The 15,743-nt window shown below is 71.7% G+C and carries 10 protein-coding genes and 2 pseudogenes; 5 read left to right on the top strand and 7 right to left on the bottom strand.

Features of this window, described 5'->3' with window-relative positions; all coding sequences use genetic code 11:
- Positions 1-299 precede the first annotated feature (299 nt).
- Together HUT19_RS33100 and HUT19_RS33095 are read right to left on the bottom strand one after the other, a co-directional pair.
- Positions 300-503, bottom strand: a pseudogene (locus tag HUT19_RS33100) (YciI family protein); the annotation flags it as partial.
- A gap of 11 nt (positions 504-514) precedes the next feature.
- Entirely contained in the window at positions 515-757 is a 243-nt protein-coding gene (locus tag HUT19_RS33095; protein ID WP_176183965.1) for a VOC family protein, read from the bottom strand.
- Positions 758-941: 184 nt separating this feature from the next.
- Between HUT19_RS33095 and HUT19_RS33090 the strand changes: the two genes are divergently transcribed.
- The 4 genes from HUT19_RS33090 to HUT19_RS44065 all read left to right on the top strand — a co-directional run bounded on the left by HUT19_RS33090 (position 942) and on the right by HUT19_RS44065 (position 11,031).
- Positions 942-2,393, top strand: coding sequence for a hypothetical protein (locus HUT19_RS33090; RefSeq protein ID WP_176183964.1), 1,452 nt, complete (start codon positions 942-944; stop codon positions 2,391-2,393).
- 33 nt (positions 2,394-2,426) lie between these two features.
- Complete coding sequence (locus HUT19_RS33085; protein WP_176183963.1) at positions 2,427-3,425, top strand: MoxR family ATPase; 999 nt, start codon at positions 2,427-2,429, stop codon at positions 3,423-3,425.
- Positions 3,422-6,367 (top strand): SAV_2336 N-terminal domain-related protein, encoded by a 2,946-nt coding sequence (locus tag HUT19_RS33080; protein ID WP_176183962.1) that lies wholly within the window; start codon positions 3,422-3,424, stop codon positions 6,365-6,367. The genes HUT19_RS33085 and HUT19_RS33080 overlap by 4 nt, the downstream gene beginning before the upstream one ends.
- A gap of 128 nt (positions 6,368-6,495) precedes the next feature.
- Complete coding sequence (locus HUT19_RS44065) at positions 6,496-11,031, top strand: AAA family ATPase (RefSeq protein ID WP_176183961.1); 4,536 nt, start codon at positions 6,496-6,498, stop codon at positions 11,029-11,031.
- Positions 11,032-11,054: 23 nt separating this feature from the next.
- Here the strand turns inward: HUT19_RS44065 and HUT19_RS33070 are convergent, their stop codons facing one another.
- From HUT19_RS33070 to HUT19_RS44400, 5 genes and pseudogenes are all read right to left on the bottom strand, one after another.
- Positions 11,055-11,891 carry a hypothetical protein gene (locus tag HUT19_RS33070; RefSeq protein WP_176183960.1) on the bottom strand — a complete coding sequence of 279 codons (837 nt, stop codon included), beginning with the start codon at positions 11,889-11,891 and terminating at the stop codon, positions 11,055-11,057.
- Between the two features lie 128 nt (positions 11,892-12,019).
- Positions 12,020-13,272, bottom strand: a protein-coding gene (locus HUT19_RS33065; RefSeq protein WP_176183959.1) for an IS3 family transposase whose coding sequence is annotated in 2 segments (ribosomal slippage) — positions 12,020-12,990 and positions 12,990-13,272 — 1,254 coding nt in all. Because the reading frame shifts where the segments join, the coding sequence is not laid out codon by codon here.
- 66 nt (positions 13,273-13,338) lie between these two features.
- A complete protein-coding gene (locus HUT19_RS33060) occupies positions 13,339-13,794 on the bottom strand; it encodes an ABC-three component system middle component 2 (RefSeq protein ID WP_176183958.1) in 456 nt (151 codons plus the stop codon).
- On the bottom strand, positions 13,791-14,006 hold the full coding sequence (locus HUT19_RS44405; RefSeq protein ID WP_368661721.1) for an ABC-three component system protein: 216 nt from the start codon (positions 14,004-14,006) through the stop codon (positions 13,791-13,793). Before HUT19_RS44405 ends, HUT19_RS33060 begins: the two co-directional genes overlap by 4 nt.
- A 553-nt stretch (positions 14,007-14,559) precedes the next feature.
- Positions 14,560-14,718, bottom strand: a pseudogene (locus HUT19_RS44400) (hypothetical protein); the annotation flags it as partial.
- Positions 14,719-15,225: 507 nt separating this feature from the next.
- On the opposite strand from HUT19_RS44400, the gene HUT19_RS44395 reads away from it, so the two are divergent.
- Positions 15,226-15,504, top strand: coding sequence for a DUF4158 domain-containing protein (locus tag HUT19_RS44395; protein WP_217712302.1), 279 nt, complete (start codon positions 15,226-15,228; stop codon positions 15,502-15,504).
- Positions 15,505-15,743 lie beyond the last annotated feature (239 nt).

Here is a 15,743-nt window from a genome sequence, read left to right as displayed (position 1 = left end):
GCCTACGCAAACACGCTGTCTTCGGGTACCTCACGCCCCACGAGACGCGTCAGCGGCTCCGTAACGACCAAACGCTCGCAGCGTAGAAGAAGAGTGTCCAGGATCATGGGGAAACTTCAGACACCAGCCGCATCGATCCCTTGGACAACGGGCGCCGGACCGATACACCAAGCCCAAACCACTCATCGCCACCGACAACACTCGCATCCATCGACGCGATCGACTCGGCAGCCTCATCCACGAATACACGCAAGTCGCATAGGGTGACACCGTTTCCGGCACCCACACGCCCGAGGGGTGGCCGACAGGTCCCCGGCCAGCCCGATGGCGCGCTCGTAGCTGTCGACATCGATCACCATCCAGCCTGCGATGAGGTCCTTGGTCTCGGCGAATGGGCCGTCGGTGACCGGCGGGCGGCCCTCGCCGTCGTAGCGGACCCACGCTCCCTCGGGGGCGAGCGCCTAACCGTCGACGAACTCGCCCGTCTTCTCCAGCCGGGCCGCGAGCGGTGCGGTCACCTACCCGTGCCTTCTCGAGAGGTAGGCCCCAGGGGCAGTCGCATGCGGTTCTTGCCCCGCTTGGATCGGGCGGTCTGCTGGAAACCCAGACCCAGGCCGTTCTCGCGCCGCAGCCATACGTACGGTCCCGTGCGGCCCACGACCGTCCTGCCGAGTAGCTCGGACCAGAACGCGGCAAGCCGCTCGGAGCCGGTGGCATCGACGATGAGGGCATTGATCTGCAGAGGTGAGTCCGCCATGCTCTGATCCTCTCAGGGCGCGTAAGGCCACTCAGCTGCTCCGCGCGCGGCTGAAGAGACAGCCAAACCACCACGGAAAGTTGACTACCCTCCCTACAATTGGCCTGGCCCGTGAGCGGACCACCCCTACTCCCCGGAGGCGCAGTATGGCGGCAGTCGGCACGGCCTGCGGACCCTATTCCTGATGCATGAGCCGGACGCGCGGGGGGCACTGAGCGAACTGACCGAGATCCTGATCGCCTTGGACGGGTTTCGTGACGACCCCACGCGCGCGGTGATCATCGACGAACTCGAGCCGCAGATCTCGGCGCGGATCCCGCGCCACACCTCCGTTCGGCGGGAAGTCCTCGCGATCGTGCAGGAGTGTCTGCGCGTGCCCGGCGGGCTGGCCGCGCTGATCGAGGTACTCACGGCGTTCCACGGCGACAACCGCGAGGTGGAGCGGTTCCGGCGACTGGCCGAGGTGCTCACCGTTCCCCTGGCGTTGCGGGAGGGCGAGCGGCGCGAACTGGTCGCCGTCCTCGGCTCCCAGCCGGGCAGGCCCTGGCTGGCGGCCTACCTCGAAGCGGCAAGCCCGGTGGTCGAACGCCTGCCGACCGATCCGGGCGAGGCCGTCGCCGTGCTGGAGGACCTGCCCGCACCGCAGGGCATGACTCCCCGCGTACTGCGGTTCACCCAGGCGCTAGTGGCGAGCCGCCGCGCGCCGGAGCACATGCGGGAGGCGGTGGACCGGTGGAACACGAGGCTCACCCGCCGCCTCGGGCTTCCTCACCCGTCGCCCCCGCCGGAGCGCGAACTCGGCAGGCCCGCCGACGAGGACGCTCTGCTCGTGCTCAGTCTCCAGCCCTATCTGCCTCTCGGTGACTCCTGCCTGCTGTCGGCCTGGCTGGGGTACGGGGAGGACGGATGGCTGACGCTGCTCCAGGAGGACGAGCCCCGGCTGCTGTCCCAAGTCCCGTACATGATCGATGACTTCATGACGGTAGTCAGGGACTACACGGGTGGCCGCCCGCCCGGACGCGTCGAGTTCCTGCTGCCACGGTCCCTGCTGGACCTGCCCGTGGACCAGTGGGTGACGAACGGCCGGGACCCCGTCGGCGGGACACTGGAGTCCGCCCTGGGCGTCCGCTGCCCCGTCGTCGTCCGCGACCTCGAACGCGCCACCGACCAGCTCGCGTACCACGAGTGGGCACGGCGCTGGGACGCCTTCACCGGTGGCGGCGCCCTGCCGGAGGACGAGGTGCTGTGGCTGGGTCCGGGCCGCCGGGCCGGCGGGCACGGCCCGCGAGCCGTCCCGGACTCCGTCTGCGCGGTGGTCGTCGAGCCGCCGGACCCCGAGGACCGGTCCAGCGCCGCCACGGCGGACGCGCTCGCCACGGCACTCGACGCGGGTGTGCCGGTGGTGCTCTGGGAGAGGCGGACGGGGCCGGCCGACCGCACACCGCGAGGCGCCTTCCGCTGGACCGCGCGGGAACTGATGCACGGCGGAGGATCCGAGCAACTGCCGGAACGAGTACGGTCGTTTCGCGCGGACGCGCTACGGTCGGCGGAACTGGAATGGGGGCGGCACATCGCGCTCCTCTGGGACGATCCGACCCGCACCGTCGGAGCCGGAGGCGCATTGCGATGGCCGTAGTGCCCGACGGCGGGCCGGGAGGAGCAGGACGACGTGCAGGACTGGCGTATCTACCGGGGCCACGGCGAGCCCCACGAAGGAATCAGGCGGCTGCCCGCGCCGCCGCCGTGGCGCGACATGACCCGGGGCGGGGAGGCAGACCACGCCGCGGACCGCTCCGTCCTGCGGGCCCACGCGTACCAGTCGGATCCGCAGACGGTCGACGCCGTCAACGCGGCGCTCCTGCTGCGCCGTCCGCTGCTGGTGACGGGCCGGCCAGGCACCGGCAAGTCCAGCCTCGCCTATCACGTCGCCCTTGAGCTCGGGCTCGGCCGGATGCTCACCTGGCCGGTCACAAGCCGCACGACGCTCAAGGATGGCCTGTACACATACGACGCCGTCGGACGGCTGCGCGAAGCCGGTCGGGTCGCCGCCGCGCGCCCTCGGCCGGAGAATGAGCCGCCCCCGATCGTCGAGGAGCGCTCGGACATCGGGACGTATCTGCGGCTGGGACCGCTCGGCACGGCGTTGCTGCCCTCCCCCTGTCCGCGGGTTCTGCTCATCGACGAACTCGACAAGAGCGACATGGACCTTCCCAACGACCTTCTCCACGTCTTCGAGGAAGGGGAGTTCGAGATCCCCGAACTCGTGCGACTGACGAAGGAGCGCACCGTGGAAGTCCACACTCACGATCCCGGCAGTGTCGCGGCCGTCACCGAAGGCCGCGTGCAGTGCACCAACTTTCCGTTCGTGGTGCTCACCAGCAACGGCGAGCGTGAGTTCCCCCCAGCGTTCCTGCGCCGCTGCATCCGGCTCGAACTGCCCGAACCGGACGTGGAGAAGCTCACCCGTATCGTCGAGGCACATCTGGGGTGGGACGCCACCGACCGCGCCCGGCACCTCATCGACACCTTCCTGCGCAACCGCGAAGAGGGACTGCTCTCCACCGACCAGCTTCTCAACGCCATCTACCTGTCCCTCGGAGGCGGCACCACCGAAGGGCGCGAGGAGCTGGTGCGGATGCTGCTCAGGCCTCTCGGGCCGGGCACGTGATCAGGGAACTGGCCGAGCTGCTGCGGCTTTTCGGAGAAGCGCCCGAGGCCGAGCAGCTGGCGGACGCGTTGTGGTTGGCGGACCGCCTGGGGCCGCCGGCCTCCCCGGCCGGCCCGGCCCGTGGCAGCCCGGCCGCCGTCGCCGGGCCGGACGGCGGGCCGCAGGCCACGGAGCAGCCGCCGTGGGAGGCTCCGGCGCACGCGGCCCCCGTCGCGGCGCCTGAGGAGCATTGGTCCGGCGCCGGACCGGGCTCCCGGAGGGTGCTGTACCCGCCGCAGACGGGGCCCGCACGGGGAGGCGCCGGGAGCGAACAGATACGGCTGCGGGTGCCGGCCGCCCTGCCGCGGCGCGCGTCGCTCGCCCGCGCGCTGCGCCCGCTGACCCGCCGGGTCCCGTCGCGGGACGTGACCGTGCTGGACGAGGAGGCCACGGTGGAGGGCATCGTCGACACCGCCCAGTGGTCCCCCGTGCTGCGCCCGGCGCCCAGCCGCTGGCTGGACCTGGTGCTGGTCGTGGACGACTCGGTGTCCATGACGGTCTGGCGCGACACGGTCCGGGAATTCCTGTCCGTGCTGGGCAGCGTCGGGGCGTTCCGTTCCGTGCAGCACTGGCTGCTGCCGACCGAGGAGATCCCCTCTCACGGCATCGTGCTGCGCCCGCCCACCGTCGGCCCGGGCGAGCGCCGTGGGGACCGAAGCCCCCTGGAGATCGTCGACCCCACCGGGAGGCGCATCGTGCTGGTGGCCTCCGACTGCGTCAGCCCGTCCTGGGCGGACGGCACGCTGGGCCGGCTGCTGCGCACCTGGGGGCAGTCCGGCCCGGTCGCGCTGGTGCAGTTGCTGCCACGCCGCATGTGGGAGCAGAGCGCGCTGAGCGTCCACGACGTACGGCTCGGCACGGAGGCGCCCGGCGTGCCCAACGCCCGCCTCGCCGTTACGCCGTTGGACAGCCACCGGCCCGCGGAGCGCGCCATAGTCGTACCCGTGCTGGAACTCGACCCGCGCTGGCTCGGGCCGTGGGCCGCCCTGGTCAGCGGCGAGATCACCGTGTGGGACACCGTGGCCACACTGGTCCCGGAATCCCCCGTCGCCGTCGAGGCGCCCGGTCCGGCACTGGCGGCCGATTCCGTGGCGGCTACCCCTGAGAAACTCGTCCGCGACTTCGGCAAGCGTGCCAGCCCGGCGGCACTACGGCTCGCGTCGCATCTGGCGGGGGTGCCGCTGAGTCTGCCGGTAATGCGCTTGGTGCAGCAAGCGGTGTGCGGGGACACCCGCCCGTCCGTGCTCACCGAGGTCCTCTTCACGGGCCTGGTCACCCGCGCCAGCGAGGATGCCGCCGACGCCGCGGACACCGCCGGGCACGAGGTGCTGTCCGTGCCGTTCGACTTCCGTCCCGGCGTCCGCGAGGTCCTGCTGGGCATGGCGCGGCGCACCCAGGTTCTGCAGACGCTGTCCCTCGTCACGGAGTGGCTGTTCGATCGCCTCCAGCGCTCGGGCACCCCCACCACCGACTTCACGGCCCTGCTGAGCGGGGAGGCGACCGCGGTCGGCGCCGCCCGCTCGGTGCAACCCTTCGCCACCGTCACCGCGCAGGCCCTGCGCCACCTGAGCGGACAGTACGAGACGCTGGCCCGGCAGCTGGAGGAGCCGGCCCCGGCCGAGGCGCGCGGCACGCCGTCGGCCGTCACCGGGCCAGTGGCGGGAACTAAGACGCCCGCCGTCTCCGGGGCCGTGCCCCCGGTCGGCGCGCTCCTGGAGCGGGACGAACTGCTGGCCGAGGTGCACGCGGGCGCTTTCGGCGGGCGCGGAGCGGGCCTGGTGCTGACGGCCCGTGAGGGTGGCGGCGCCACCGCGACGGCCGCGCGGTACGTGGCGCTGTACGGCCAGGCCTACGACCACGTGGCGTGGGTGACGGCCGGACGGCCCACAACCGGACCCGAACTGCCCGCACTGTTGCGGACCACCGGCGGGCAGGACGCTGCAACGTGGCTGCTGGTGGTCGACGGCGCCCGGCCGGAGGACCTCCCCGCGCCGCTGCCCGACGGGCCCGGCACCGTCCTGGTCACCTCCGTCGAGAGCGACTGGCCGAACGGGTTCGTGCCGCGTCCCGTCCCCTCGTTCAAGCGGGCCACCAGCATCCGCTTCCTGCTCGACCGGGTGCCGGGGCTGGCCGCTCCCGTGGCGCTGCGCATCGCGGCCAGACTCGACGACGTGCCCCTGGCCTTGACGATGGCGGCCGGGCTGCTGCCTCGGCTGGTCCCGGACGCCCTGCTCACCGCGCTCGGCGCGGACGCGGCCCCCGGAGCCCGGCCCGCCGCCCCTCTCGACGACCCGGTGGCCGAGGTGTGCGCGCTCGCCCAGGACCAGGCCGTACGGGATTGCCCGGCAGCCGCGCCACTTCTGGACCTGTGTGCGGTGCTCGCCAGGGGCCCAGTGCCAACCGGGTTCTTCTCGCGGGCCCTGCCGCGGACGTACGGCGCGGCGCTGGCCGCCCTCACGGACACGGCGCTGGTCACGGCCGCCGACGACGGGGCGGCCGTGTTTCTGGCGTCTGTGGTGGGGCGGGTACGCAGGGAGCGCATGGATCCGGTGGACGTGCGTGCCGCGGAACGTCTGGCCCGGGCCGCGTTCACCTCCTGGCACGCCGCCGTCGCCTCGGCGCTGGCCGGGGACGGCGACGGCCTCCTGGGGCTGACCCGGCATCTGGAGCCCATGGGCGCCCTCGGCGACGACGACCCAGCCGTGCGTGAGGCCGTGCGCGACCAGGTACGTCTCCTCGCCGACTGCGGCGATGTTCCGGGTGCCCTCGCCTGGGGCGCGCTGGCCTTGGAGCGGCTCAGGGCGCGGGTCGGCGCGGACGGGCCCGGCACCGCGGAGCTCGCCCTGCTCCTGGCCCGGATGGCAGCCGAGGCTGCGAAGGACGAGGGACCGCACCGGTCATGACCGCCGCCCTGGGCGCGGGCCCGCCGACGGATCCTGCTCCCGACCCGACCTGTACCGTCCCCGTCTCGACCGGTCCAGCTCCCGTCCCGACCGATCCCGCCCCGACCGAGACGCCGGGAGACGGGCTGGTGCGCAGCGCTCTGAGTGTGGGCGTGGGCTGGTTCGCGCCCGATGCGGAGTTCGGACTCGACGATGAGGGGCCCGATCCCCTGGTGTTCGCCACCGAGCGGGTGTCCGCGTTGACCTCGGCGCTGGAACTGCCCTGCTTCGGCTACCGATGCGAACGGATGGCCCCCGAGGACGGGTCGGACGGCCCGACGGCCGACAGGCTCGGCGACGCCGTGCACGAGCGGATCGCCGCGCCCGGACCGGATGGCGTCCTCATCGTCCATGTCGTCAGCCACGGGGCGCTCAAGCCCACCGGGTTGTACGTCCTCGGCTCCGACAGTGTCCACACCGCGCGCACCTCGGTGGGGGGCTGGCTGTCCGCGGTGGAGGACTTCCCCGGCCGGCCCCTGGTGCTGTTCCTGCTCGATCTGTGCCACTCCGGAGCCGCCGCCCGCCTGGAGTGGCAGCTGCGCCGGATGCTCGACGGGTCCAACCGGGCCTGGGTGATGGCCGCTTCGGCCGAGGCCGAGATGGCGGTGGACGGCCGGTTCAGCAAGGCCGTGGCCGAGGTGCTGACCGCGCTGGCGGAGCGGCGGTTGCAATTCGATCCGGGCAGCCGGTACATCAGCTTCCACTGGTTCGCCGACGAGGTGCGCAAGCGGCTGGGAGAGATGACCGAGGCACAGGACGGGCTGGCCCAGCGCATCACCGTCAGCGCGCTAGACGGCGTGGGCCCCGATCTGCCGTTCCTGCCCAACCCCGGCTACTGGACGGCGTACGCGGGGCCGGCGCCGTTCCCGGCCGCGCCCGGGGCGTTTGACCCGGTGCTCGACGAGGTGGCCGACCCCGACCACTTCCGCCGCCACGCCCAGGGCGGCGCGGGCTTCCCGGTCGCCCCGGCCGAACGGCAGGGACTGTTCACCGGCCGTGCGGCAGAGGTCGAGCGGGTGGCGCTGTGGCTCGCTGGCGGCACCGGCGTGAGCCGGCTGATGGTGGTCACCGGCAGTCCTGGCGCGGGCAAGTCCGCGCTCCTGGGCGTGCTGCTGTGCGCCGCGCAACCCGAGCTGCGGGAGGGGACAAGGGCGTTGTGGGAGCCGTTGGGCCGTGAGGTGACCGCACGGCCGACGCCGCTGCCCGTCCACGCGCGCCAGCGCACCCTCGCCGAAGTGGTGCGGTCCCTGGTGCGCCGCACGGGAGCCCACGGGCAGGAGTGGTCCAGGTCACCGGAAGGCCCGGAGACCGACCCGCGCCGCCTGATCGAGGCACTCAGCCGCCGCATGGGCCCGCCGCCCGTCGTCGTGCTCGACGCGCTCGACGAGGCACGGGACCCGGTGGAGCTGGTGCGCGACCTGCTCCTGCCGCTGACCACCCTGGACCGCCCCGACGGGCTGCCGCTGTGCCGGATGCTGCTGGGGGCGCGCGAGGAGGAGCCCTGCCTGGCGCTGATCTCCGGCGCCCGGACCGTCGGCGACCTGGTCGACCTCGACGCCGTGGGACACGAAGCGCTGGAGGCGGACCTGCGGGCGTACGTCGAACGGCTCCTGGGGCCGGAACGGGGCAAGCACGCCTTACAGTTCGCAGCCGCCACCGCGCACGCCCTGGCCGACCCGGAGCCCTCCCCTGCTACCGGCCCGCACCTCATCGCCGCCCTCTACACCTCGTACGCCCTCCAGAACGGCGTGGCCCACGCCCTGGAGGACTCCGAGACAGCACGCCGGCTGGGCGAACGGGTCCCCCGAGACCTGCCGGGCCTGCTGGACCTCCAGTTCGCCGGTGACCACGCCCACCATCTGCTGCGCCCGGTGCTCACGACCCTCGCGTTCGCGCAGGGCGACGGTCTGCCGGTCGGACTCGTGGCCGCCGTCGCCCGTGCCTTCGACTCCCCGCGCGGGGCGACGGAGGGGGACGGCGAGGGGACGGCGGAGATACCGCCCCAGACCGATGCCCCCGATGCCCCCGACGGCACCGCCGAGCCGACGGACCCCGACCCCGACGACGTCAGCTCCCCCGACCCCGATTCCGGCACCGAAGCCGATCCTGCTTCCGGACCCGACGACCAGACCACGGAAGTTGTACGGCTCCTGGACGAACTCCGCGCCTTCCTGCGCACCGTGCCCGACGGTCGGGGCACTGTCCTGTACCGGCTGCTGCACCAGAGCATCGCGAACGAGCTGCGCGGCCAGGCCGCGCCGGGCCCCCGCACGGCGCCGGGATCGACGGCCGAGCAGGCGGTGTACGCGGCCCTCCTGGGCACCCTGCGTGGACCTGGTGCCGCAGAGGACCCGCGCTGGGCCGGGCTCGATGACTACCTGCGCCGTCACCTCGCCCAGCACGCCGTCGACGCGGGCTGCTTCGACGCCCTGTGCGCCGACCCCGGCTTCCTGGTCCACGCCGACCCCGACCGGATCGACCCCGAACTGGGCCATGCCGAGTCGGAGTCGGCCCGCAGCGCCGCCACCGTCTACCGCACCAGCGCGCACGTCCACCGCAGGACCTCCGACGAGGGCCGCCGGCACATTCTGGCCATCGACGCCGTACGGCAGGGCGCCCGCACGCTCGCCGACCGGCTGGCCCGTCCGGGCCCGGGCCAGGGCATCCCGATGGCGTGGCCGCCGCAGTGGGCGACCGCCAGCAGGATCAGCGCGGCCCACGCCTTTACCCTTCCCCTGCCCGAGGACCGGGTCACAGCGCTCGCCGCGCCCGCGACCGGCCCGTCCGACGTGGTGACCGGAACGCGGGGCGGGCGCCTGCGAGTGTGGGACGCCCGTCACGGCCAAGTGCGCGCCTCGGCCGATCCCGGCCGGGGCGAAATTCGGGCGCTTGCTTGCACGGAACTCGCCGACCGGCCCGGTGTGCTGGTGGTAGCGGCCGACGGGGTCCCGGAAGTGCGGGCTCTGCCCGGCCTGGAGCCGCTGCGGACGGCGGCCCCGCTGTTCCCCGGTGCGCGCGGTGTGCGCGCCCTCGTTTGCGTGGACATGGTGGGGCGGCGGATGGCCGTGACGGCGGACGTGGATGGGCGCCTGCTGCTGTGGGACCTACTGGGCGAACTGCCCGTCGAGGAACTGCGCACCCGCCTGGGCCGCACCACCGCCCTGGTGTGCATGCCGGGCGAGGACGGGCCGCTCGTGGCAGTGGCCGACGACGAGGGAACAGTCCGCTTCTGCGCGCCGCTGGGCGAGGCGGACGGTCCGGACCTGCGCCACCCGTGCCGGGTGACCGCCCTCGCCGCCGTCGGGGACCGCCGGTGCGTGGTGACCGGTGGCAAGGACGGTCACGTCCGCCTCTGGGACGCCGTCTCCCATGCGCTGCTGGCGACTTCGGCCACCGCACACGACGGCCCGGTCTACGCCCTCTCCCACGTGGACGACTCCAGGGACGGGCGACAGGCACCCGGCGACGCCGAGGGCTTCGGACCGTGGGTGCTGAGCGGAAGCAGTGACGGCACGATCCGGATCTGGGATCCCGCGCGGGGCACCGAACAGGGCCGTTTCGTCGGGCACATGGGAGCGGTGACCGCCCTCGCCCGCCCCCCGGCCGAGCCACCCGTCCTGGTCTCGGCAGGTCTGGACCCGGCGCTTCGGGTGTGGCACGTACCGCCCAACCGGCCGCGCACCGCCCCCGCGCCCGGCCACACCTCCTGGGTCACCGCCCTCGCCCGCGCCGAACTCGACGGGCGCACCCTGCTCGTCTCGGCCGGTGCCGACGGCCTGCTGCACCGCTGGGACCTGGAGCAGGGCACGCCGTACGGCACGCCCTTCGCGACCGGCCCCGCCGATGCGATGGCCGGACGGCCCGCCTCCGTGCACGACGTGGCCGTCGTCGGCGTGCGGGAGCGCCCACTGGTGGTCACGGCGGGCGCCGACGGCCAGCCGCGCGCCTGGGATCTGCGCGAGGGCATCCCGTACGGGCCCGCGTTCACCCCCGCGACCACACCGGTGCAGGCGCTGGCGGCCACGTTCCTCGAGCGACGACCGGTACTGGTGTCCGCGGGCACCGACGGCCTGCTGCACCTGTGGGACGTGGAGACCGGCTCCCGCCGGGGCTTGCCGCTGGCCGGGCACGTCGGCGGTGTCAACGCGCTGGCCTGCCTGGACGTGGACGACCAGCCAGCCGTGCTGTCCTGCGGCGACGACGGGACCCTGCGCCTGTGGGACCTGGCGACGGGGCTGCCGCTCGTTCCGCCCGTGCAGGCCCATCAGGGCTGGGCCACCGCACTGGCCTGCACCGTGACGGACGACGGCGTTCCGCTCGCCGTCACCGGGGGCCAGGACGGCACCGTACGGCTGTGGGACCTGTCGGGCGCTCAGCGGGTACGGCCGTGCGGGGAAACCCTGCCCGTCGTCGGCGGGGTGAACGCGGTCGCTTGCGGCACGGGGCCGGATGGTCCGCTGGTGGTCGCCGCGGACGACGGCGCCATCCGCGTCTGGAACCCGTTCGCGGACGGCGCCGTCGCCAGCCTGGGCGTGCCCGGCGCGGTGCAGTCGCTGCTGGTGTCCGGCGACCGGATGGTCCTGGGATGCGAATGGGAGATCGTCGTCCTGCGCCGCGCCGACTGACTCCTGGCGCCCTGAGGGGGCGGTCAGCGCAGGCGGGCCAACTCGGCGGCCACCTCGGGCACCGCCAAGTAGCGCGTCGCCTTGTGGGAGGCGACCGCGCCCAGGCTCACCTCGTGGTGGGCGTCGATGCCCGGGAAGGAGGCGGGCAGGTCGCGGGGGATCGCCACGACGTCCCCGATGTCGGCGATGTTCACCCACCGCCGCACGCCCGGCGGTCGCTGCCCGATCCGCTCCTCGTTGCCCGGTCCCATGGACAGCCGGTCACGGATCGCCCCCGGCAGTCCCAGCGGCGAGCCCAGCGTGATCAGAACGTCCAGTTCCACGGGACGGTGCCACAGGGTCTCGTAGGCGACCACGCTGCCCAACGAATGCGCGATGAGCACTCGCGGGCGCCGGCGCTCCAGTACTCCGCTCAGCTCGTCCCGTACCCCCGCACGCCGCTGCGAGGCGGGGTCGCCGAGATAGGTGTCGGCCTCCCGGCAGAACAGCACCACTACCCGCCTGGCCAGGTCACCGTGGCGACGGGCGATCCACTCGGCGATCTGGCGCACCGGCAGCCCGGCCCGGCCCATGAGAACCTCATCGGGAGCGCCGAGCTCCGCTGCCCAGTCCGCGAGCATCCGCTGTCCAGTCGCCCCGAGGAGTTCCGGGTCCTCGGCCGCCGCCCCCTGGGCCGTCCCCAGATGCAGCAGATGCGCGTAGTAGGCCGCGTCAAGGCCCCCCTGCTCGTAGGAGACGCCGTCGTAGCCAGCGCCCAACGCCGCGCCCCATTCGGCGGCCAGCGCCCGCGCGGCCCCTTCCGCGCTGCCGGCCCGTGCCAGATAGCGGTAGCAACGGATCCCGTGAATGCCTATGATCATGGCCCCCCCGGTGACGGTCGAACGGCTCAGTGTAGGGCAGCAGCCGCCCGGCCCCCGCGGGAACGTGACATTGTGGGTGCCGAAAACGGTGCAGTCGAGACTGAACCGCCCCGGGTTCGGTAGAGATCTCAGATTGTGGTTGTGACCTGGGGTTTCGTGAGTTCGGTGTAGTAGTTGGCTTCGTATTCGACGGGCGGGACGTGGCCTATCTCACCGTGGAGTCTTCGGTGGTTGTACCAGTCGACCCACTCGGCGGTGGCCAACTCGACCTGGGAGAGCGTCTTCCATGGCCGCTGGGGCTTGATCAACTGGGTCTTGAACAGGCCGATCGTGGACTCCATCAGGGCGTTGTCGTACGCATCACCGACGGATCCGATGCTCGCCGCGATGCCGGCGGCGTCCAGGTGCTCGGCGAGCTTGAACGATGTGTATTGCGACCCGGCATCCGAGTGATGGATCAACTCTCCTGGCTGAACGTACTGTTGGTCGCGATCGCGTTGCCAGATGGCCATCTCCAGGGCGTCCAGGACGAAGACGGTCTCCTTCACGGTGGCCGCGGACCAGCCGACGATCCGGCGGGAGAAGGTGTCCACGACGAACGCGACATAGACGGTCGCGGACCACGTCTTCACATGGGTGAAGTCCGCCACCCAGCACCGGTTCGGAGCGGCAGCGACGAAGTCGCGGTCCACCAGATCGGGGACCCGCTGGACCTGTCCGCCGGGGATCGTGGTGATGACGCGCTTGCCGCGCACCGCGCCCTGGATACCGAGCTCGCGCATCAGGCGCTCGACAGTACAGCGGGCCACCGCATGTCCCTGCCGGTTCAGCTCGCGCCAGATCTTCCGGGCCCCGTAGACACGGTAGTTGGACGTATAGACGTCCTGGATCCGCTCCTTGAGTGCCTCGTCGCGCACGGAACGGGCGGAGGGCGTTTGGAGGCGTTTCTTGTGGGCGTAGTACGTGGAAGGGGCGATCTTGCAGTCGTGTGCGGTGAGCGTCCTGCAGATCGGCTCGACCCCGCCGAAGCGGTCCCGGTACTCGTCGATGAACGCTACGAGCGCGTGTGTGGCCGGTCGAGCTCGGCCGCGAAGAAACTCGCCGCGGCCTTCAGAATCTCGTTCGCCCGCTTCAGCTCAGCGTTCTCCTTCTTCAGCGCCTTGAGCTGGGCGGACTCCTCCGTCGTCGTCCCCGGACGCTGCCCCGCGTCGATCTCTTGCTGCTTCATCCAGTTCCGCAGAGTCTCGCGGGAACCGATACCGAGCTTGTCCGCGACCGCCTGCAAGGCGGCCGTCTCGTTCGGGTAGTCGTCGCGCACTTCGGCGACCATGCGCACCGCGCGACGGCGCAGCCCAAGCGGGTAACGGGAGGGTCGTGCCATGACTCAATCCTTTCACGGAATCGAGTCCCTACCTGACACGGGGCGGTTCAATGAGTCAGCTGCAGTTCACTCACGGCGGCCCTCGAATGGCGTGGATGCGGACAGGGAGCCGCCCAGGAGTTCCGCGGTGGCCTGGCGTACGTCGGTGTCGGGGGCCCAGTGGTGCACGGCCCATTCGGCGCGCTCGCGCAGCCGCTCCACGTAGGGGGCCTCGAGGATGTCGACGAAAGCGGGCCCGCGTTCCCGGTAGACCAGTCCTGTCTCGTCGGCTTCGACGTCGGCGAGCCCTGCACGGATGAGGACCAGCAGCGCTTGTTCCAGCACGGTGCGCTTCATGCCCAATTCACCGGAGTGCCCGGGCAAGGAAGGGTGCAGGGAGGGCGGGCCGTCAAGGTCGCCGCTGTGAAGGACGGCGTGGTCGAGGACGGCCAGCTGTGCCAGGTCGAGGGGCTGGGGGTGGCTCTCGGCCAGCAGCACCAGTGCCCGCACACCGATCTCCAGCGGGCTGTTGAGCGGGTTCACGCGGCTCCCCCTTCCTCACACCATTTCAGTCGGCCGTCGTTCGCCAGGTGATGGCATACCCCCTTGCGGTCCAGGGGCCTCACATACCGGGTGAGAACTGTCTCCGTCAGCGCCACGGCACCGGCCGCTTCCAGGACCGCCTGCAGCCGGTCCCAGCCAAGTTCGAAACGCTTGTCGGCCACCTCTACCGCATGGGCGTGGACGTCGTCCATGACCGCTTTGAAGTGTCCGTCGGGATAGGCGTCCCGGGCGAAGCGTGTCGGCGTCGGCCTTCCACTGCTCGGCATAGACCCGCACGAGCTGCTGAACGTATTGGGCCTCCTCGGGATTGTGCTCGTCCGGAGGCAGCATGACGGCGGGGCGTTCGCGCGGTTCGTCGGGGAACCGGGTGGCCCAATGCGGGGTGGTTTTGTGCTGTTCGAGCATCAGGTCCATGTCGACGGGCACGAACATTGCGAAGTCCGTCTGCTCGGCCAGCTGGGCCACTTCCTGCTGCTGATCGGCCGTCAGGCGAGTGATGACCTCATCACGCGTCTCGGCCAGCTCCTCAAGGAATTTCGTACGGGTCTGAGCCGGTTTCGCCAGCGCCGTGCGCAGATTGCGGGCGAACGCCGGGGCGACAAAGACGTACTGGGCGGGCAGGACGAAATGCCCCAGCACCACCCCGACGAACATCTTGCGGATCTCACCTGCGGCTGTACTCCAGTTCAAGGCACTCTTGTAGCGCTTGCACTGGTAGTTGTCCCACGGCCCTTCCAAACCCTGCGCACTGCGGTACGCGGCCACATCGATGCCGTGGTCTCCGCTGCCGCCCTGCCGCTCCACCCGCACATACTCCGGATGAAGGGCCGGAACCCACTCCTTGACGAACTCCTCGAACTCGTCCGGGTCGTACCCAAAGACGAGCTTCTTGGGGCTCGGCATGTACGGAAACTGCATCGCCGGGCCCTTGAGCACCAGCGGCGGTTCGGCGGGATCGCCTTGTGGCGCACGCGTCTGATCCGACACGTTCCCCCCTCGTACAGCCCGGTCGGTGGCCGTTACAACGGCTGTGACTAGGGATATCACTGATCGATCGCTCACAAAAGAGCTACCGTCGAGACACCGACCGTGACGATGCAGCGTCCCAGCTCACGGGCCAAAGCACAGAGCAGGTCGAGAGCCTGCGCGTGAGCTAACGCCCTTCACGCAGCAGCTGCTCGAAGGAACGGCGACCATGGTCACGGAGATCGAGCCCATGACAACGGCCTTACGTAAGGTGTCTCCGGCCCCGGTACTGGTGGGCTCGCCTATTCAAGTGTCGCCAGTTTCCCGCATAACCCACCCTGCCGGTGACCGTGTGTGGTCACCGGAGGCGTATCGGCTCCAGGTCCCACCAGCCTCCGAGGCAAGGCGAGTTGTGGTGACGTGGTGGTAGCCGAGGGCGTAGGCATGCCTGTTGAGTACCTGTCTGCTGAGCAAAAGGCCCGCTATAGGCGGTTCGCCACGGAGCCGTCGCCCGGGGAGCTGGAACAGTTCTTCCGCCTGGACACCAAGGCTCTGGGTCTGACGCGGGCGAAGCGCCGTCCGGCGTCGAGGTTGGGATGGGCGGTGCAGGCCCTGTCCGGCGGTGGTCGGGGCCGCGAGGACGGCCACGGCCGCCGTCAGCGCGGTGACGGCGGGGATCAGATTTCGCATGCCCCGATCAACGCCCCCGCACCATCGCGGTGATGCCGGCCGCCCGGCCTAGCGGCCCGGGGCGGCGCGTCGTCGGGCAGCTCTCACCGATGGTCAAGCGGTGGTACGACCGCCACGCTGCGAGGTGGACATTCGGTGTGGATCGCTCAGTCTTCGCTGCGAGAGATTCGGCGGGAGCGGACGGTCTACGCACGCGCCCAGCGCCGGACCATCGGAACCGCCACGGCGGCACCAACGAGGGCCCCGACTCCTGCCCCACCGAGAAAGCCGAA

The organism is Streptomyces sp. NA02950 (genome assembly GCF_013364155.1).
Classification (GTDB): Bacteria; Actinomycetota; Actinomycetes; order Streptomycetales; family Streptomycetaceae; genus Streptomyces.
Note: the sequence above shows the minus strand (reverse complement) of the source record. Positions and strands in the feature narration are given on the sequence as shown.